Here is a 19,067-nt window from a genome sequence, read left to right on the forward strand (position 1 = left end):
GTGCCGCGATTTCCTGTTCGTCCCACGCTATCGGAGGAGGTGTAAAACTCGTTTCAGCCACTGGTCATGCTCCCAACGCATATTGAATGATGTTGACTGCAAAGCGGGTGTTGTCGACCGCCAGAAAACGCTTGTTGCGAAAGTCGTAATCCCATTCGCAGCCATAGTCCTTGTTCGAGTACAGCACGCGCACGCGCCCGCCGATCTCGATCGCCTTCAGGTATTCGTGTACCAGATCGTCGCCCCAGCCATTGAGCTCCATGCCGGTCGTGGGCGGGCCATCTTCGAACTTGAAGAAGCACGAGTACAGCGGGTGCTTGTTCGGGATTTTTTTCAGCGCGTTCAGGCCGAAGATCTTCGCCATCTCGGCCTCGAACGACTTGGCAAACAGGCCGTCGATGTCGTGGTTGCAGTCGTCGACAAACACAAAGCCGCCGCCACGCACGTATTGTTCGAAGTTGCGCCGCTCTGCTGGTGTGAACTGCACCAGCTTGTGGCCGGCCAGGTAGCAGAACGGCGCCCCCAGCATCTTCGGGTCGGACAAGGCCACCATGCGTTCCGTCGTATCGACCCGCAACGTGGTGTACTCCACGAGGGAGTTCAGCACGTTGCTCGGCATGCGGACATCCACGTCCCAGTTGCCCGATTCGTACATCAGGCGCGTGAAGTAGAAGTCAAAACTGGCCATGTATAAGCCCGACCGTCAGACCGCGTCCGACAGCGACGTGAAGTTGAAGTCACGCACCTTCATCGGCGGCAGCACCATCTGGAACGGCACTTCATCGCCACCAATGATCTGCGGCTTGCCCAGTTCATCGATGTTATTGAGGATCGTGACCGGGCTCTCGTTGAAGCGGAAATTCTTGAGCGGGTACTTGATCTTGCCGTTTTCGACATAGAACGTGCCGTCGCGGGTCAGGCCCGTGAGCAGCAGCGACTGCGGATCGACCATGCGGATATACCAGGTGCGCGTGACGACGATGCCCTTCTTGGTCCCTTCGATCAGCTCTTCCAGCGACTTGGTGCCGCCTGCCATGATCATATTGCCGTGACCTGCAGTGGCGCGCTTGCCGGTCTTTTGCGCCCAGTAGCGCGAGTAATCCAGCGAGGCGATGCGACCATCCTTGATCAACTGGGTGCGCTCGCGCGGCAGCAGCGATTCGTTGTCCCATGGCGCGACTGGTACGTCCTTGTCCCATGGGTCGGCCCACACATTGACCTGGCTGTCGAACAGCTTGTCGCCCAGGCGGTTGCCCCCGCCCTTCTTGGCCAGGAAGCTGCGGCCTTCGTCGGCCGAACGGGCCGAGAACGCGCTGAACATATTGCCGAGGATTTCCGACGTCGCCGCCGGTTCCAGGATCACCGTGTAGCGCCCCGGTTCCAGCGCACGGGCCTCGACCGACCGCAGTGCCTTTTCGATGGCGACCTCGGATGCTTCACGCGCATCGAAGCGCGCCGCATCGACCGCGGCGCGGGTGACCCAGCCCGAACCGCGGCCGTCTTCGGTGCGCGCGGTGAGGCTGAACGACAGGTCGGTGAAGTCCTGATGGCCGAACACGCCATTCGAATTGGCGATCGTCGAAAAGCGCGTGCTGTCGGTGAAAAAGCCCGCCGTGACGAGTTTTTTGGCGCGCGCCATCTCGATGCTGGTGGCGGCAACCGCCGCCCGGAATTCCGGGTCGATCGCCGCGGTGGCCGGCACGAAGGTACTGGTGGCGCGGTAGGCCTGCTTGGAAATCGCCGGCATGAACTCCGGGTTTTCCGGCGACAGGCGCGCCAGTTCTTCGGCGCGGCGCACGGCTTTTTCAAGCGACTTGTCGTCGAATTCGTTGACGATCGCGGTGCCGCTGCGTTTGCCGAAGGCCACGCGCACGACGAGCTGCATGTCTTCGGTCAGCCCGGCGGTCGAGACGCTGTTGCGCGCAAAGCGCACGTTGCCCACACGGCTGCCTTCGATCGACACGGTGCACTCGTCGGCTTTCGACATGGCGAGCACGCGGTCGGTGATGCGTTTTGCTTGGTCCTGATTGAGCGCTTTCATCTTGGTTTCCTCAGCCGATCTTGCGTGCGGTGTTGATGACGTTGATGCCATTGAAGCGCGTGGTGCTCGACCCGTGCGACACGGCGCTCACCTGGCTTGGCTGGCCCTTGCCATCGAAGAAGGACCCGCCCATGCGCCAATCGCGTTCGTCGCAGATGGCCGTGCAGGCATTCCAGAATTCCTGGGTATTGGCCTGGTAAGCCACGTCTTCCAGCGGGCCCGTGATCTTGCCGTTCTTGATCTCGTAGTACAGCGTGCCGCCAAACTGGAAGTTGTAGCGCTGCTGGTCGATCGAGTACGAACCGCGACCCAGAATGTAGATGCCCTTCTTGACGTCGGCCACCATCTCATCCGGGGTGAGCCGACCCTTGCCCGGCTCGAGCGAAACGTTCGGCATGCGCTGGAATTGCACGGTGTTCCAGCTGTCGGCATACGAGCAGCCGTGCGATTCTTTCTCGCCGATGATGTGAGCCTGGTCGCGCGTGGCCTGGTAATTCACCAGCACGCCGTTGCGGATGATGTCCCACTTCTTGGCCGCGACGCCTTCATCGTCGTAGCCGATCAGGCCCAGCGAGCCTGGCGTGGTGCGGTCCGCCACAAAATTGACACGCTCCGCACCATACTTGAATTTCTTGGTTTCCCACTTGTCGAGGCCCGCGAAGCTGGTGCCCGCGTAATTGGCTTCGTAGCCGAGCACGCGGTCCAGCTCCGTCGGGTGGCCAACGTTTTCGTGGATCGTCAGGAACAGGTGTTCGGGGCTGAGTACCAGATCGTACTTGCCCGGCTCGACCGACTTGGCCGACAGCTTTTCGCGTGCCTGCTTGCCGGCCATGCGGGCGTCTTCGATGATGTCGTACGAATTCTTGTACAAGCTCGTGACGCCGCCAGCGGCGCGCACCTTGTTCTCGGCTCGCGCGTCGAAGTATTCATACCCCATCGACGCCGGGGCGCCAAGCCCGCCGCGCGAGCGGAACTTGCCGCTCTTCTTGTCGACGGCAGTGGCATTGATCGGCGCCCACAGGCGGTGGATGTCCTGGTCGATGTACGAGCCATCGGTCGAAGCGAAGTACTTTTGCTGGTTGATCTGGAAGAGCGATGCGGTCATGAAGTTCGCGCCCGCATCCAGGCCGGCCTTGTTGGCGGCGATCAGCATGTCGGCCTTTTCCTTGACCGGAATCGTGCGCCAGTCCTTCTGGAGCGGCGTTGCCCATGCCACTTCGCCCACGCCCTTGACGGGCGCCAGGCGCACCGGCTCGGTCTGCAGCCGGGCGTTGGCCTTGGCAATCGCCACCGCCTGGCGTGCGGCGCCGGCCACGCCATCGACCGTCATGTCGTTGGTCGAGGCGAAGCCGTAGGCGCCGCCGGCGATCACGCGCACGCCGACGCCGCTCGATTCGGTGTTGTTGATGCTCTCGACGTTCAGGTCACGCGTGATGACGAACTGGTTCAGGTAGCGCCCGATGCGCACGTCGCAGTACGACGCGCCGGCTTGCGTCGCCGCGTTCATCGCGGTGTCGGCCAGGGCTTTCTTGGCGCTTGCCGCCATCGGGTTGAGCAGGTCTTCGGCCGCGATCGCGTTGCCGAATACCGGAATGAACAGCGCGCCAGCCGTGCCGGCGCCGATATGCAGGAATTGTCGACGTTCCATATGTGTTATCCGTTTGCGTTTGCGCGTCATCCCCGCGTTGGCGGGAATGACGGTCTTGCAGCGATGGGGCTTAAACTGCGTCCGACAGCGACGTGAAGTTGAAGTCGCGGATCTTCATCGACGGGATCAGCATCGAGTAGCGTGCTTCGTCGGCGCCGATGACCACCGGCTTGCCGATTTCCTCGATATTGTTCAGCATCGACACCGGGCTTTCGTTGAAACGGAAGTTCTTGATCGGATGCTTGATCTTGCCGTTTTCAACGTAGAACGTGCCGTCGCGCGTCAGGCCCGTGAGCAGCACCGATTGCGGATCGACCATGCGGATATACCAGGTACGCGTCACCAGCACGCCCTTCTTGGTATTGGCGATCAGCTCCTCGGTGCTCTTGTTGGTGCCGGCCATGATGATGTTGCCGGCCGCGCCCACCGCGCGCTGATTCTTTTTCTGCGCCCAGAAGCGCGAGTAGTCCAGCGCATTGATCTTGCCGTCCTTGACCAGCTCCACGCGCTCGCGCGGCAGCATGTTGTCGTCCCACGGCAGCACCGCGACATCCTTGTCCCACGGGTCGGACCAGATATTGACCTGCTGGTCGAACAGCTTGTCGCCCAGGCGGTTCTTGCCGCCCGCTTTCGACAGGAAGCTGCGGCCCTCGTCGGCGCGGCGCGCATCGAAACCACCCAGCATGAAGCTGAGCAGGTCGGACGTGGCGGCCGGTTCCATGATGACCGTGTAGCGGCCCGGTTCCAGTGCCTTGGCGTCGACCGAGCGCAGTGCTTTCTCGATCGCGATTTCGGCCGCTTCGCGCGGATCGAACTTGGTAACGTCGCGCGCCGAGCGCTTGACCCAGCCCGAACCGCGGCCGTCTTCGGTGCGCACGGTCAGCGTGAAGTCGAGCGAGGTCGCCACCTGGTGGCCAAACAGGCCATTCGAGTTGGCGATCGTTTCAAAGCTGGTGCGGTCGGTGAAGAAACCGGCCGACACCAGGCCGCGCTTGCGGCAGCCTTCGATCGCGTAGGCCGCAGCCTGCGCGCGGTATTCGGGATCGATGTCGGCGGTCTTCTGCACGAACGTGTCCGATGGCTTGTAGGCGGTCTTGGCGATCGCCGGGATGAATTCCGGGTTGTCCGGCGCCAGGCGTGCCAGGTCTTCGGCGCGGCGCACCGCGCGCTCGATCGACTTGTCGTCGAATTCGTTGATGGTGGCCGTGCCCTGCTTTTTACCGAAGGCCACCTGCACCTGGATGCGGGCGTCGTCGGCCAGGCCGGCGGTCGAGACGGCGTTGCGCGCAAAGCGGATATTGCCGATGCGGTTGCCCTCGATGTTGACGATGCATTCATCGGCTTTGCTCAGCGAGAGCACGCGGTCGGTGATGCGTTTGGTTTGTTCCTGGGTCAAGATACTCATGTGCGCCCCTGCTTAGCCGATCTTGCGAGCGGTGTTGATCACATTGATGCCGTTAAAGCGCGTGGTCGACGAACCATGCGAGACGATGCTGATCTGCGGCGGCTGTCCTTTGCCGTCGAAGAACGAGCCGCCCATGCGCCAGTCGCGTTCATCGCAGATGGCGCTGCAGGCGCCCCAGAATTCCTGGGTGTTCGACTGGTACGCCACGTCTTCCAGCATCTGGCCAATCTTGCCGTCCTTGATTTCGTAGAACAGCTGGCCGCCAAATTGCGAGTTGTAGCGCTGCTGGTCGATCGAGAACGAACCGTCGCCGACGATGTAGATGCCCTTCTTGATCCCCTTGACCATCTCGTCCGGCGTCAGCTTGGTCTTGCCCGGTGCCAGCGAGACGTTCGGCATGCGCTGGAACTGGACCGTGTTCCAGCCGTCCGCATACGAGCAGCCATGCGATTCTTTTTCGCCGATGATGTGAGCCTGGTCGCGCGTGGCCTGGAAGTTGACCAGGATGCCGTCCTTGATGATGTCCCAGCGTTTGGCTTTCACGCCCTCGTCGTCGAAACCGATGGCGCCCAGCGAGCCTGGCGTGGTCTTGTCGGCGAAGATGTTGACGATCGGCGCGCCGTACTTGAAGGTCTTCGATTGCAGCTTGTCGAGCGTGGCAAAGCTGGTGCCAGCGTAGTTGGCTTCGAAGCCCAGCACGCGATCGAGTTCGGTCGGGTGGCCGACGTTCTCGTGGATGGTCAGCCACAGGTGTTCGGGCGCCAGCATCAGGTCGTACTTGCCCGGCTGGACCGACTTGGCGGTCAGCTTGCGCTTGGCGTCGCGGCCGGCGGCGCGGGCATCCTCGACGATGTCATACGATTCGGTGTACAGCGTGGCGATGCCGCCGGCTGCCTTGATCTTGTGCTCGGGACGCGCGTCGAAGTATTCGTAACCCTTGCCCACCGGGGAGCTCAGGCCGTCGCGCGAGCGGAACTTGCCGCTGGCCTTGTCGACGGCGGTGGCCGAGAACGGCGCCCACAGGCGATGCACGTCCTGGTCGATATACGAGCCGTCGGTCGAGGCAAAATACTTCTGCTGGTTCACCTGGAACAGCATCGACTGCATGAAGTTCGCGCCGCCTTCCATGCCGGCCTTGTTCGCGGCGATCAGCATGTCGGTCTTCTCGGCGATCGGCACGGTGCGCCAGTCCTTCTTGATCGGAGTGCTCCACGAAACGTCGCCCACGCCCTTGACTGGTGCGAGGCGCACCGGTTCGGTCTGCAGCTTGGCGTTCGCCTTGGCGATTGCCACGGCCTGGCGCGCCGCGTTGGCGATGCCATCGGTCGACATGTCGGACGTCGCGGCAAAGCCGTAGGCGCCATTCACGATCACGCGCACGCCCACGCCGGCGGACTCGGTGTTGGCCACGTTTTCGACGTTCAGATCGCGTGTGGTGATGAACTGGTTGAGGTAGCGACCGATGCGCACGTCGGCGTAGCTGGCGCCGGCCTTGGTGGCGGCGTTGAGCGCGACATCGGCCAGCGCCTTCTTGGCGGCCACTGGCATGCTGCTGGTGAGCTCTTCGGCAGCGATGGCGCGTCCGAAAGGCAGCAGCATCGAGGCGGCTACCCCGCTGCTGAGATTAAGAAAGGTACGGCGTTCCATGAGATCTCCTGAATAACCTTCGTCCGGGCAGCGGTTCCGCAAACAGCTCGGGCCGCTCTTGTAATTACAGCTCTTATGCTCTGGTTTCATGACAGATGAAAACGTGACAAACCGCGCAACCTTAGCAGTAACTTAAGACTTTGAATAGGCAAATGTTATGCCACCTTAATGCACAAATTTGTACGTATCTTGCGCAGCTTCTTTTCTCCCTGCATCCCGTCAATACGGGCGCGAACACTCGCAGCATATGCATATGTGACGAACGCTTGACTGTGCGCCGTGCCTCCCGGATCATCAGCGCAGAGACGACGGCGCACCGCCCGTCGTCCACCATCATGGAGACCTCGCACGATGAAACGACTGATCCTGGCCGCAATGCTGGCAACCGGCATGGCCGGCGCCGCGCACGCGGACGACGCCCTGAAATCCGCCATCGCCGGCGAACACCGCACCGCTGCCAACAAGGCGCGCGATGCGTTCCGCCACCCTTACGAAACCCTGACCTTCTTCGGCATCAAGCCAACGATGACGGTCATCGAACTCTCGCCGGGCGGCGGCTGGTACACCGAGATCCTGGCGCCCTACCTGCGCGATAACGGCAAGCTGATTGGCGCTGCCGGTTCGCCCGAGTCCCGCGGCGGCAAGGCCTATCGCGACAAACTGGCCGCCGACGCCAAGGTCTACGACAAGGTCATGCCGGTCGTGTTCGAGCCGCCGACCCGCTTCGAGCTGGGCGCGCCGGGCAGTGCCGACATGGTCGTCACCTTCCGCAACCTGCACAACTGGCTGGGCGCCGGCGACGAAGCCGTGGTCACGACGCTGAAAGAAGTCCACAAGGTCCTCAAGCCAAACGGCGTGCTGGGCGTGGTCGAGCACCGCCTGCCAGCCAAGATGACGCAGGATGCGAAGGCATCGAGCGGCTACATGCACGAAGCGTATGTGATCCGCATGGCCGACCTGGCCGGCTTCAAGCTCGCCGCCAAATCGGAAGTGAACGCCAATCCGAAGGACAAGGCCGACCATGAAAAAGGCGTCTGGACGCTGCCGCCGGTGCTGGCCAACAAGGACAAGGACCGCGAGAAGTACATGGCGATCGGCGAGAGCGATCGCATGACGCTCAAGTTCGTCAAGAAGTAAGCAGCCTGCATGACGTGGGAAGGCCAAGGCCTTCCCCGTATGTTCTTTTGCGGCGCACGTGTATATTCTTCCGGTTGATAGCCCTCTCGCGCAACCGAAGGAAACCATGAAGACTTTGCGATTCGCCGTTCTCGCGCTGGCAGTCTCCGGCGCACTCCACGCCCAGGAAGCCGCGCCGCCCGAGGCCCAGCCGGCCACCGCCACCGCCGTTCCCACCCCCGCAGTCCCGGCCGCAGCGCGCACCACCACGCCCGCCCCGGCCCTGCCTGCCGTTGAAAACTCGGTCGTCAAGATTTTTGCCACCGTGCGCCGGCCCGACCCGTACAAGCCCTGGACCAAGTCGGCACCGGCGGCCGTCACGGGGTCCGGCGTCATCATCGAGGGCAAGCGCATCCTGACCAATGCCCACGTGGTGGGCTACGCCAGCCAGGTCGAGGTGCAGGCCAGCCAGTCGGGCGACAAGGTCTCGGCGAAGGTCATCGCGCTGGCGCGCGGGCTCGATCTGGCGGTGCTGGAGCTCGACGATCCCAGCTTCTTCGACAAACGCCCGCCGGTGCCGCGCGCGGCCGTGCTGCCGGACGTGCGCCAGCAGGTGTTCGCCTACGGCTACCCGGTCGGCGGCAATTCGCTCTCGACCACCACCGGCATCATCTCGCGCGTGGAATTCGTCAACTACGGCGCGTTCAGCTCGGGCCTGCGCATCCAGATCGATGCGCCGATCAACCCGGGCAACAGCGGCGGGCCGGTGATCGCCGGCGAGCGCATGATCGGCCTGGCGTTCGCCAACGTGACCAATGCGCAGAGCATCGGCTACGTGATCCCGAACGAAGAAATCGAACTGTTCCTGCGCGACGTGGCCGACGGCACCTACGACGGCAAGCCGCTGCTGCATGACAGCGTGCAGACGCTGGAAAGCCCGGCGCTGCGCCAGTACCTCAAGCTCGACAAGTCGGTCGAGGGCGCGGTGGTGCACCGGCCGTACCGCACCGACGCCGCCTGGCCGCTCAAGGAGTGGGACGTGATCACCCACATCGGCGAGCATGCGATCGACAACCAGGCGATGGTCAAGCTGGGTTCGAGCCTGCGCGTGCGCTTCCAGTACCGCATCCAGCAGGTGGCGAAAAACGGCAAGGTGCCGATGACGATCATCCGCGGCGGCAAGCCGATGAAGGTCGAGGTGCCTGCCACCGGCGCACGGCCACTCCTGATCCCGGACCTGGATGGCGGTTATCCGTCGTACTTCATCTACGGCCCGGTGGTGTTTTCGCGCGCGAGCAGCGAATTCATGGCCTTCGTCAGCGGCAGCGCGCCGGGGATGAATGCGTATGCGTTCAACGCCAGTCCGCTCGTGACGCAGCGCGGCGATTCGCCCACGCCAGAGCGCGAAGAGCTGGTCGTGATCAGCGCGCCGTTCTTCCCGCACAAGCTGGTGAGCGGCTACAGCAACCGCTTCGGGTCGGTCGTGGAATCGGTCAATGGCAAGCCGGTACGCAGCCTGGCGCATCTGGTGGCCGTGCTGCGCGACCTGAAGGACGAGCAGGTGGTGATGAAGTTCGATCAGCGCTATGGCGAGACGATGATCCTGCCACGGCAGGCGACGCTGGACGCGACCGAGGCGATCTTGTCGGATAACGGCGTGCGCTCGCAAGGCTCGGACGACATGATGAAGGTGTGGCAGAAGCGGTAAGACGTGCTGCCACCACCATGACGACGCCCGCACCGGCCTGCGGGCGTCATGCGTTTACTTCGCCTTCTTTACGGGCGTAAACAGCAGGTCCTGGAAGTCATAGCTGAAATCCGTTTCGGTCGATACGGGCTTCATGCGCAGCCGCTCGATCGTGCCGTCGGGTTCGAGCGAGAACGTCGCATACGCGTCCGCGTTGAAGTTGCGCTCCTTCCAGCGCACGATGAACGTGTCGTGCTGGAAGTGCTCCATCTCGCCCGTCAGGTCTGGCGTGCGCGCGAACGACATCACCAGCTTGCTGCCGGCGCGCCGGATCGTCGCCTTGCCGTACCACGCATCCTCGTACTCGCCTTCGTACTCCTGCAGCGCCAGCGATGGTTTTGAGGCCTTCGCGCGGGTGGCGCCTTCGTCTTGTATGCGGGCCGCTTCCTTCGCGCTCGCTTCATTCGCGATGGCGGCGATGCGGCCGATCCAGTCGGTCGGCGCCACGCCCAGGTACCCATCGAGCAGGCGGTATTGCAGCGCATTGAGCGACGGACCGCTTTCGGCGTTGGTGAAGATCGCGATGCCCAGCTTTGCTTCGGGCACCAGCAGCACGCGCGAATAAAAGCCCTGCAGAGCGCCACCGTGCATCGCCACCAGCTTGCCCTGGTAATCGCGCAGCTGGAAGCCCAGGCCGTAGGCCATGAAGTTGGGCCTGGTCGCCGCCAGCGGCGGCTTGGGCTGGCTGATCGCCATCGGGGTTTGCGCCGTCCACATCTCGCGTGCCTGCTTGTCGGACCACAGGCGCACTTCCTTGCCGCCCGCCCCCGTCGGCAGGCGGCCGTTATCGAGCAGCACGTTCATCCAGCGCGCGATGTCTTCGGCATTGGTGTTGATGCCCACCGCGCCGACGGCGTTCGCCACCGGCATCGGCTTGACGACCGCCGCCTTGCCATTGATATTGCTGTGCGGCGCCGAGACGTTCATGCCGGCCGTGTGCGCGGCCAGGCTGGTGGTGGTGGCGGTCATGCCGACTGGATCGAGGATCCACTCATGCATCGTCGTGCCCCAGTCCTTGCCGGACTTTTGCGCGATGATCTTGCCGGCCACGATGTAGAGCAGGTTGTCGTAGGCGTAGCTGCTGCGAAAGCTCGTCGCCGGCTTGATATAGCGAAGGTTGTGGATGATTTCGTCGCTGGTGAAGGTGGAGGTCGGCCACCACATCAGGTCACCGGCGCCAAGACCCAGGCCGCTGCGGTGCGTGAGCAGGTCGCGCACAGTCATCTCGGCCGTCACGTAGCTGTCGTACATGCGAAAGTCCGGCAAGTGCTTGATGACCGGGTCGTCCCAGTTCAACTTGCCCTGGTCGACCAGCATCGCCAGGCCGGCGGCCGTAAAGGCCTTGGAATTGGACGCGATCTCGAATAGCGTCTTGCCATCGACCGGCGTCGGATCGCCCAGCTTGCGCACGCCAAAGCCCTGCGTGACGACGACCTTGCCGTCCTTGACCACCGCAATGGCGATGCCCGGCACGTCGAAGGTTTTCAATACACGCTGGACGTCGGCGTCCAGGTTGTAGGCTGGGACTGCTGCCGTGGTGGTTGGCGCTGCCGCCGTTTGCGCGACGGCCAGGCCGGCGCCGCAGAACGCGACCAGCACCGCGCCGGCGATGTGTGTCAGGAGTGCGCTGGAAGTACGCGTCATCATGGCTTGCCCATCGCTTTGTCGACGCTCGATTGCGTCTCGGGGTGGTAACGCTCGCGCGCCTTCTTGTAGACGCCGTCGGCCCAAGTGCGGTCCTCGGCCTTTTCGCGCAGCGCGGCGTACAGCGGCACCACGAACTTCTGGCGGCCCACGCTCATCAGAAATGCTTCCATGTCCGGGCGCACGTCGCGGTAGCCGGCGTGCACCGCCGCGCGGTAAAAGCGAAACGCCACTTCGTTGTTGGTCGACTTGGCCAGGCCATAGGCGCGGTCGAGTTCCGCCAGCTTGGCGGCATCGGCCTTCTTGTCGATATCGTTCAGAAACTTCATCCACTCGACGGCATTCCAGTCCTTGGCGCTCAACTGCGTGGTCGATACCGTGCCCTTCGTCCAGCCGTCGATCGAGGCATTGAGCTTGGCCAGGCGCTGCGACACGGCGCGCTGCCCGCTGGCCGGGATGCCCGGGCCGTGAATCCACTCGTCGAGCTCCGCGTCGCTCATGATGGCGGGATTCTTGGCCAGCAGCTGCGCGCGCAGGTAGGCGATGAACTGCTCGTTGGTCACGCTCTGGAACGCGTGCTGGTCGAACCAGCCGCGCAGGAATTGATCGAACGCGGCGCGGCCGGCGCGCTGCTCGAGCGTGTGCAGGAACCAGGCGCCTTTCGGATAGGCCAGCGACGTGTCGGGGTAATCGGCTGCGTTGGTGTCAGGCTGGCGCGAGACCAGCGCCTGTTTCGCCGGCGGCAGATCCTTGAGCATCTCGAGCGCTTCTTCCTGCTCGAGCTGCAGGTTCATCAGCGCGACTTCCTTGCCGTAGATTTCTTCCAGAATGCGGGTGGTGACGTAGGTCGTAAAACCTTCATTGAGCCACCAGTGCTTCCAGGTCGCATTGGTCACCAGGTTGCCCGACCAGCTGTGCGCCAGTTCGTGCGCCACCAGGTCGACCAGGCTGCGGTCACCCGCGATCATGGTCGGGGTCAGGAAGGTCAGGCGCGGATTTTCCATGCCGCCGATCGGGAACGATGGCGGCAGCACCAGCATGTCGTAACGCCCCCAGCGATACGGGCCGTACAGCTTCTCGGCCGCCGCGACCATCTTCTCGGTGTCGGCCAGCTCGTATTCGGCCGCCTTGATACGCTGCGGCTCGGCATATACGCCGGTGCGGCCGCCCAGCGTGCGCGCTTCGAGCTCGCCGATGCCGATCGCCAGCAGGTACGATGGAATCGGCTGCGGCATCGTGAATTTCCAGCCGCCCTTGCCGGTTGCCTTCATGTCGTTATCGGCGCTCATCACCACGCGCAGGCCTTCCGGCGCCTGGATGCGCGCGGTGTAGGTAAAGCGCACGGCCGGCGTGTCCTGGATCGGGACCCACGAGCGGGCATTGATCGCCTGCGACTGGCTGAACATGAACGGGTACTTGCCCGACATGGTCTGCACCGGCTGCAGCCATTGCAGTGCGGTGGCCGTTGGCGCGGTGCGGTAATGGATGCGCACGCGGGTCTGGCGGGCCGGCAGCTTGATCTGCAGGGGCTGGCCTTTCTCTTCATCGAACTTGCCGAGCGTGTAGTCGGCCTTGCGCCAGGCGCCCTTCGCGTCCTGCGCTTCGATCTTCGAGATCGTCAGCTCGCGCGTGTCCAGGTCGAGCGTTGTCGCTTTCTTGTCGATCCAGTTCAGCGTCAGCTCGGCGTAGCCGTCCAGGCTTTTCTTTGCAAAGTCGGCCTTCAGGTCCAGGTGCAGGGCCGTGGTCTTGACCTGGTCGTATTTGGCGTAGCTGAGGGGATCGAGCGCGAACGCGTATGCGCTCCACGCGCCCAGGAAAGCTGCGGTGGTGGCGCGCAGCAGGGTGCTTTTATTCATGGTCTCTCGCGGGTAATGGCAGCCCGGCCGGGCTGAGGGCGGAAGCAGAATAGCATGGGCGCCGGGCCGGCGAAAGCGCCCGGGGAACGTGCCGGAGACCGAAAGCGGCAGCGCTTAGCGCGTCGCTGACGAAGCCGCCAACGCTGCCTGCGTCACCCACACCGGCGCGGACCACAGCACATTGCCGTCGTCCTGCGTGACCTTCGCATAATAGAAGTGTTCTCCCGGCGCCGGCGTGAACGTGGTCTGGGCCTGCTGCGACAGGCGCGTGACGTCGCCATTGCGGCCCGGGATGCCCTCCATGATCGCCACTGCCGCCACCTGCCGGCCAGCGAGGCTGGCGAAATTCACCGTCAGGGTGAGCGGCCCGCGGTTGGAGAACTGCTGGCCCATCACGTGGCCGTTGGCCGTCAATACCAGTTGCGATGCCTTGTCCATCGTCGCGAACACGCGCCGCGCCCTAAGGGCGTCGACCAGACTGGCGCGGTTCAGCGCTACGCCTGATGGCAGCAGCACCCCGGTGCGGTTGGCGTACGATGCGCCCCAGTTGGCGCAGTGGTTGTCCTGATTGGTGCTGAAGGCGAGCCGGTAACCCGCTTCGAGCAGGCGGTTGCAAGCGCCTTCGAAACTGCTGCGGCGGGTTTCGGTCTCGGTCACATTGTTCGAAAACGCACTGGTGTTCATCACTTCGCACAGCACCATCACCGCAGCCCCATCGTCGGTATAGGCAAGCGGCACGCCCCCCATCTGGAACTGGCCCGATGGCGCCGGATGGTTGAACTGGCCCACCCAGCCGCGCTGGCGCATCAGCGTGTAGAGCGCCGCGTAATCGCTGCGCGGCGTGACCGTGTCGGCGAAGGGCGCGCCGTTGGCATTCGTCTCCCAGCCCAGCAACTCGTCGCTGTTGAAGATGTTGATGTGGCCGCCCTTCTCGATGACGCCCCATTCGAGGCCATACAGCGCCAGAAAGCCCGGATGCTGCAGCGAGAACGTATCAGCGGCGGCCAGGCCCGCGTGGTACAGGGCACGGGCTGCGACTGGATCGGCGTCGGGCGCGCTGCCTGCCGAGCCGTCGAACATATGGTTGTGTTCCGAGGCGACGAGGATGTCCAGGCCGCGTCCACGGGCATAGGCAAAAGCGTCGGCCGGACCATACCGCCCTGCCTGCGGCCGCTGCGCGCTGCGGCAGTTGGCGATATCGGCGCCGCCGTCGCTGTGGTTGGTCTGGCTGTGCAGGTTGCCCAGCCAAACGGTATAAGGCAACGCGCCCGGTGCCGGCGCTGCCCCCGGCATGAAGGCGCCGGGCAGCGGTGCAAAGGCGGGCGTGGCCAGTGCGCGCGGCGTGCCGACCGCGATCTCCCATTCCTGGCTGATCGCGTCCTCGTGTTGCATCAGCGCGTGCAGGTGCACGCGGTAGATGCCGTCCGGCGCCGGCCGCTTGCCCAGGCGGCCCGACCATGGCACCGCCACCGTGATCTCGTCACCGGTCAGCGTCACCTGGCCGCGCCACTGCAGTACCATGCGCCCGCCCGGCGCGCGCAGCTCGACGCGCCAGTGGACGTTGGCCGGCTGCGCCAGGCCGGGATACGCGAACGTCAGCGTGAACGTGCGTGCCGCCAGCGCGCCAGCGTGGAATGGCGCGTACAGCGTGGCGTCAAACTCCTGGTGTTCGGCAGGACTGGCGCTGGCCTGGCTGCAGCACAACGACAGGGCGAGAATGGGCAGATATGCAGTTTTCATGATGACAAGCTTGCAACTTACCCGCCCTGTCACCTTGCGCCATGCGTGCTACGGTTGTCATCCTGATCATGTTCATTGATGAGTTTCAAACTCACACAGCCGGGGTCAGGTCTGACATTCAGACACGACCTCAGCTTTAGCCACTTCCAATGGTGTCTTGCTCAGCATTGCATGGCCCGGGGCCAGCTAGTTCCGACTATGCGACTGTCGAGATCGTGTCCGAATGTCAGACCTGACCCCCGCTTTTCGTTATATTGCTGCATGATCGACAAACTCGATATCTCCCATCTGCGCACGCTCGACGCGCTCGCGCGCTTTGCCACCATCTCGGCGGCGGCCGAACATCTGGACGTGTCGCAGCAGGCGGTCAGTCTGCAACTGAAAAGAATCCGCACCATCCTGGGCGACCCGCTGTTCGTGCGCACCGGCCAGGGCATGGCGGCCACGCCGTACGCCAGGCTGATCGCGCCGCATATCGCGCAGGTGCTGGCGAGCCTGCATGCGATTCCGCTGCCATCAAGCGTGCGGCCGGAAGACGTCGAGCGCACGCTGGTGGTCTCCGGCACCGACTACACGCAGAAGGTGATCGTGGCCGATCTGGTGCGCGACCTGCGCCGCGCAGCGCCGAAGGTGAAGATTGCGGTGGTCGACCTCGAAGTGAGCTCCCTGACACGCAAGCTGCACCAGGGCGAGATCGATGTGATCTTCACGGCCGAAGGCATCGCCGCCCCTGGCCTGGTATCGATGCCGCTGTTTCTCGAGCAGTACCGCTGCGTGACGGCCGAGCGCGCGCTGGCCGACGCCGGAACGATGTCGCTGGCCGCACTGGTGACGCACGACTTTATCGTCACCAATCCTGGTGGGCCCGGTTTCACGGGATCGGCCGATGGCTGGTTCGCGCGCCAGGGCTTGCAGCGGCGCGTGGTGGCATCGGCGCCGTCGTTCTTCATGGCGCTCGAATACCTGAGGGGATCGGCGATGGTGGCCTTCATGCCGGCGCGCCTGCTGCCATGCGACGGCATCCACGAGATTGCGCTGCCCAAGTATCCGCCCGGTTATGGCGTGGTCGCGGCCTTTCACCCGACTGCGCAGAACGATCCGTTCATGATGTGGATGCTGGCGCGGGTCAGGGTGCGGCTGGCGGCAGCGGCCCAGGCCCCGGCTTAGCCCCGCTTGTATCGGCTACAAGCGGCGCACGATTGCTGCGCGGGGCCGGCCTGTCTATGCTGGCCGATTACCGCCACCTTCAGAGGAACGCCCCATGACCATCGAACGCATCAACCCACCTGCCCTGTACGACGGCGCGCCGCACGGCCTGTCGCACGCCACGATCGACCATGACACCGGCCTGGTGTTCGTGTCCGGCCAGGTCGACTGGGACCGAGACTACCAGGTCAGGCACACCACGCTGGCCGCGCAGACCGAAGGCGCGGCGCGCAACCTGCTCACGGTGCTGGACGCTGCCGGCTCGTCGGTCGAACAGATCCTGCAACTGCGCGTCTACGTGCGCGGCGAGATCGGCGAGCACCTCGATACCGTGGCGCCGATTCTCGTGCAGTACCTGGGCTTGCCCCGCCCCGCCCTGACCGGCATCGGTGTCGCCTCGCTCGCGTCACCAGGTACCCTGGTCGAAATCGAAGCCGTCGCCAAGATCGACCGGCGCTAACCTGCCGCGTCGTTTAGTAAACTGGCTAAACTACACAGTAAAATCCGGTAATGATTGCCGGGATACCTGACTCCACTTATAAGTTGCATACAGGCTCGAGCGCGCGCGTTGACAGCATCGCTTCGCGCGCTCGCATGCCTCTGGCGCAGCGTATCAAGAACAGGCGGCGGGCTTTGCGCTCCCGCCACGTGTGGAGACACCAATGACAGCTTGTTTCAAGCCCCAATTCCTTTCCCGTCCCCTCGCCGCGATCGCGGTCCTGTTGTTTAGTGCGGCGCCCCTGCAGGCAGCCGAACCGGGCTCCCCGGCCGCGGCGGTGAACGTCTTCATCGGCACCGGCGGCGACGGCCACACCTTCCCGGGCGCGAGCCGCCCGTTCGGCATGGTGCAGCTCAGCCCCGATACCCAGCACCGCCACTTCCGCCAGAGTTATCCGTGGGCCGCCGGCTACCACCACGACGACGGCTCGATCCTCGGGTTCTCGCACACGCACTTCTCGGGCAGCGGCCACTCGGACCTGGGCGACGTGCTCCTGATGCCCTACAGCGGCGCGACCAAGTTGGAGCCGGGCTACCCGGAACGGCCATTTTCGGGCTACCGCTCGCGCTTTTCGCACGACCAGGAACAGGCCGAACCCGGCTACTTCGCCGTGCGCCTGAAAGACCACAACGTCGATGTGGAACTGACCGCGAGCGAGCGTGTCGGCCTGCACCGCTACAAGTTCAAGGCCGGCGAGCCAGCCAAGGTACTGCTCGACCTGCGCACCAGCATCTACAACCACGACGGCAAGAACCTGTGGTCGCGCCTGCGCATGCGCGACGCCACCACCGTCACCGGCATGCGCGAGACGCGCGGTTGGGCGCCGGGCCGCCAGTTGTACTTCGCGATCCAATTCTCGCGCCCGATCGACACGCGCCAGCTGCTCAACCGCGAAGAAGCGGTCGAGTACAAGGGCTTTGCCCAGCCGGGCAAGACGCCGGGCGACCGGGCGCTGGTCGAAGGCAAGGCGCTGATGGGTGACTTCAGTTTCGGCGTGCCGAACGACGGCACCCTGTTGGTGAAAGTCGCGCTCTCGCCCGTCAGCGAAGACAATGCGATTGCCAACCTGGCCGAGATGCCGGGCTGGGACTTCGACGCCGAACGCCGCCGCGCCGGCAAGGCCTGGGACGAGGCACTGGGCGCCGTCAAGGTCGACGCGCCGGCGCCGATGCGCACGCAGTTCTACACGGCGCTGTACCACACGATGCTGGCGCCGTCGCTGTTCATGGACCTCGACGGCAGCTACCGCGGCCCGGACAATGCAGTGCACAAGGCCAAGGGCTTCCGTTTCCACTCGACCTTCTCGCTGTGGGACACCTTCCGCGCGCTGCACCCGCTGCTCACGATCGTCGCGCCCGAACAGCGCAACGCCGACTTCGTCAACTCGCTGATCGCCTCGCAGCAGCACAGCCCCTATGGCGTGCTGCCGGTGTGGCAGTTCCACGGCCTGGAAACCTGGACCATGATCGGCTACCACGCGGTGCCCGTGATCGCCGACGCCTACATGAAGGGCATCCGCGGCTTCGACGCCGACAAGGCCCTGGCCGCGATGACCGCCAGCGCCGAATACGGCCCGTACGGCGGGCTGGAACACTACATGAAGCTGGGCTACGTGCCGATCGACCTGGAAAAGGAAGCGGCCTCCAAGACCGTCGAATACGCGTACGACGACTGGACCATCGCGCGCATGGCCGAGAAGATGGGCAAGAAAGACGTCGCCGCGCGCTACTACCGGCGCGCCCAGAACTACCGCAACGTGTTCGACCAGGACACGGGCTTCATCCGCGCCCGCAAATCCACCGGTGAATTCCGCACACCGTTCGATCCGGCGCAGTCGAACTTCGGCAGCGATTACACCGAGGGCAGCGCGTGGCAGTACTCCTGGTACATGCCGCACGATAATGCGGGGCTGATCGGCTTCCTCGGTGGCGACGCAAAGCTTGTGGCCAGGATGGACGAAGTCTTCGACGCGAAGGTCGACGAAAACCTGTACGCCCACATGGAAGACATCTCGGGCCTGATCGGCCACTATGCCCACGGCAACGAGCCGTCGCACCACGTCGCCTACCTGTACAACTACGCTGGCGCGCCATGGCGCACGCAGGAACGCCTGGCCAATATCATGGCCACGCAATACAGCGACAAGGCCGATGGCCTGTCGGGCAACGATGACCTGGGCCAGATGTCGGCCTGGTTCGCGTTCACGGCGCTGGGCTTCTATCCGGTCGCCCCGGGCAGCAACGAGTACGTGATCGGCCGCCCGTTCCTCGACAAGGCGACGCTGAACCTGCCAAACGGGAAGCGCTTTACCGTGCGCGCCGAGAACCTGTCAGCCACCAATGGCTACGTCGGGCGCGTGACCCTGAACGGCAAGCCGCTCGTGCGCACCTTCCTGCGCCACCAGGACATCACGGCCGGCGGTGAACTGGTGTTTACGATGCAGGCCACGCCGAACAAGGACTGGGGCACGTCGAAAGACGCGCGTCCGTACACGCAAAGCGCGTACTGACCGGCGCCG

The 19,067-nt window shown here is 64.1% G+C and carries 13 protein-coding genes; 5 read left to right on the forward strand and 8 right to left on the reverse strand.

Annotated elements, in window-relative coordinates; translation table 11 throughout:
* Window positions 1-64: 64 nt before the first annotated feature.
* The 5 genes from RCH14_RS22780 to RCH14_RS22800 form a co-directional block, all read right to left on the reverse strand.
* Window positions 65-688, reverse strand: a complete 624-nt coding sequence (locus RCH14_RS22780; protein WP_343028386.1) for a DUF4159 domain-containing protein — start codon at window positions 686-688, stop codon at window positions 65-67.
* A 15-nt stretch (window positions 689-703) separates the two neighbouring features.
* On the reverse strand, window positions 704-2,041 hold the full coding sequence (locus RCH14_RS22785; RefSeq protein WP_343028387.1) for a TldD/PmbA family protein: 1,338 nt from the start codon (window positions 2,039-2,041) through the stop codon (window positions 704-706).
* A 10-nt stretch (window positions 2,042-2,051) separates the two neighbouring features.
* The gene (locus tag RCH14_RS22790) at window positions 2,052-3,689 is read right to left on the reverse strand and encodes a TldD/PmbA family protein (RefSeq protein ID WP_343028388.1); all 1,638 of its coding nucleotides are present in this window, start codon (window positions 3,687-3,689) and stop codon (window positions 2,052-2,054) included.
* Between the two features lie 70 nt (window positions 3,690-3,759).
* Window positions 3,760-5,094 (reverse strand): TldD/PmbA family protein, encoded by a 1,335-nt coding sequence (locus RCH14_RS22795; RefSeq protein ID WP_343028389.1) that lies wholly within the window; start codon window positions 5,092-5,094, stop codon window positions 3,760-3,762.
* Between the two features lie 12 nt (window positions 5,095-5,106).
* A complete protein-coding gene (locus RCH14_RS22800; protein ID WP_343028390.1) occupies window positions 5,107-6,741 on the reverse strand; it encodes a TldD/PmbA family protein in 1,635 nt (544 codons plus the stop codon).
* A gap of 351 nt (window positions 6,742-7,092) precedes the next feature.
* On the opposite strand from RCH14_RS22800, the gene RCH14_RS22805 reads away from it, so the two are divergent.
* Together RCH14_RS22805 and RCH14_RS22810 are read left to right on the forward strand one after the other, a co-directional pair.
* Window positions 7,093-7,878 carry a methyltransferase domain-containing protein gene (locus tag RCH14_RS22805; RefSeq protein ID WP_343028391.1) on the forward strand — a complete coding sequence of 262 codons (786 nt, stop codon included), beginning with the start codon at window positions 7,093-7,095 and terminating at the stop codon, window positions 7,876-7,878.
* A gap of 106 nt (window positions 7,879-7,984) precedes the next feature.
* A complete protein-coding gene (locus tag RCH14_RS22810; RefSeq protein WP_343028392.1) occupies window positions 7,985-9,565 on the forward strand; it encodes a trypsin-like peptidase domain-containing protein in 1,581 nt (526 codons plus the stop codon).
* A 54-nt stretch (window positions 9,566-9,619) separates the two neighbouring features.
* Here RCH14_RS22810 and RCH14_RS22815 read toward each other — a convergent pair whose 3' ends face one another.
* The 3 genes from RCH14_RS22815 to RCH14_RS22825 all read right to left on the reverse strand — a co-directional run bounded on the left by RCH14_RS22815 (window position 9,620) and on the right by RCH14_RS22825 (window position 14,844).
* Window positions 9,620-11,251: a serine hydrolase gene (locus RCH14_RS22815; RefSeq protein WP_343028393.1), complete on the reverse strand. Its 1,632-nt coding sequence runs from the start codon at window positions 11,249-11,251 to the stop codon at window positions 9,620-9,622.
* Complete coding sequence (locus tag RCH14_RS22820; protein ID WP_343028394.1) at window positions 11,248-13,104, reverse strand: M1 family metallopeptidase; 1,857 nt, start codon at window positions 13,102-13,104, stop codon at window positions 11,248-11,250. Before RCH14_RS22820 ends, RCH14_RS22815 begins: the two co-directional genes overlap by 4 nt.
* A 114-nt stretch (window positions 13,105-13,218) precedes the next feature.
* Window positions 13,219-14,844: a CehA/McbA family metallohydrolase gene (locus RCH14_RS22825; RefSeq protein WP_343028395.1), complete on the reverse strand. Its 1,626-nt coding sequence runs from the start codon at window positions 14,842-14,844 to the stop codon at window positions 13,219-13,221.
* 261 nt (window positions 14,845-15,105) lie between these two features.
* Between RCH14_RS22825 and RCH14_RS22830 the strand changes: the two genes are divergently transcribed.
* From RCH14_RS22830 to RCH14_RS22840, 3 genes are all read left to right on the forward strand, one after another.
* On the forward strand, window positions 15,106-16,011 hold the full coding sequence (locus tag RCH14_RS22830) for a LysR family transcriptional regulator (RefSeq protein ID WP_343028396.1): 906 nt from the start codon (window positions 15,106-15,108) through the stop codon (window positions 16,009-16,011).
* A 94-nt stretch (window positions 16,012-16,105) separates the two neighbouring features.
* The gene (locus RCH14_RS22835; protein ID WP_343028397.1) at window positions 16,106-16,510 is read left to right on the forward strand and encodes a RidA family protein; all 405 of its coding nucleotides are present in this window, start codon (window positions 16,106-16,108) and stop codon (window positions 16,508-16,510) included.
* A gap of 202 nt (window positions 16,511-16,712) precedes the next feature.
* Window positions 16,713-19,058: a GH92 family glycosyl hydrolase gene (locus tag RCH14_RS22840; protein ID WP_343028398.1), complete on the forward strand. Its 2,346-nt coding sequence runs from the start codon at window positions 16,713-16,715 to the stop codon at window positions 19,056-19,058.
* The last annotated feature ends 9 nt before the right edge of the window (window positions 19,059-19,067 follow it).

The sequence above is a fragment of the Massilia sp. MP_M2 genome (genome assembly GCF_039123635.1).
In the GTDB taxonomy this organism is placed as follows: Bacteria; Pseudomonadota; Gammaproteobacteria; order Burkholderiales; family Burkholderiaceae_D; genus Telluria.